The sequence below is a fragment of the Nonomuraea composti genome (genome assembly GCF_012034275.1).
GTDB classification, from domain to species: Bacteria; Actinomycetota; Actinomycetes; order Streptosporangiales; family Streptosporangiaceae; genus Nonomuraea; species Nonomuraea composti.
Map to the genome: position 1 here is coordinate 1 of NZ_JAATEP010000167.1, position 560 is coordinate 560.

1 pseudogene is annotated in these 560 nt (G+C 74.1%); it reads left to right on the forward strand.

Going from position 1 to position 560, the window contains the following annotated elements:
- Window positions 1-560: pseudogene (locus HCN51_RS57830) on the forward strand (acetate kinase); the annotation flags it as partial.

Consider the following 560-nt stretch of genomic DNA (forward strand, 5'->3'; position numbering starts at 1 on the left):
CCGTACGAGCGGGAGGCCGTCTTCCCCGGCCACGGTGAGGGGCTGGACGCGATGCTGGCGGCGTTCGCGGCGGCGGGCCCCGAGCTGGCCCCGGTCGCGGTCGGGCACCGGGTGGTGCACGGCGGCGACCGGTTCGCCGAGGCCGTGCTCATCGACGACGCGGTCATCGCCGCCATCGAGGAGCTGGCGCCGCTCGCGCCGCTGCACAACCCGGTCAACCTGACCGGGATCCGGCTGGCGCTCAAGGTGTTCCCCGACGTGCCGCAGGTCGCCGTGTTCGACACGGCCTTCCATCGCACGATGCCGCCGGAGGCGTACACGTACGCGGTGCCGCGCGAGTGGGGCGTGCGCCGGTTCGGCTTCCACGGCACCTCGTGCGCCTACGTCTCCCGCCGCGCCGCCGCCTTCCTCGGCCGCGACCTGGCCGACCTCAACCTGATCGTGCTGCACCTGGGCAACGGCGCCAGCGCCACCGCCATCTCCGGCGGGCGCAGCGTCGACACCTCCATGGGCATGACCCCGTTGGAAGGGCTGGTCATGGGCACCCGCTCCGGCGACGT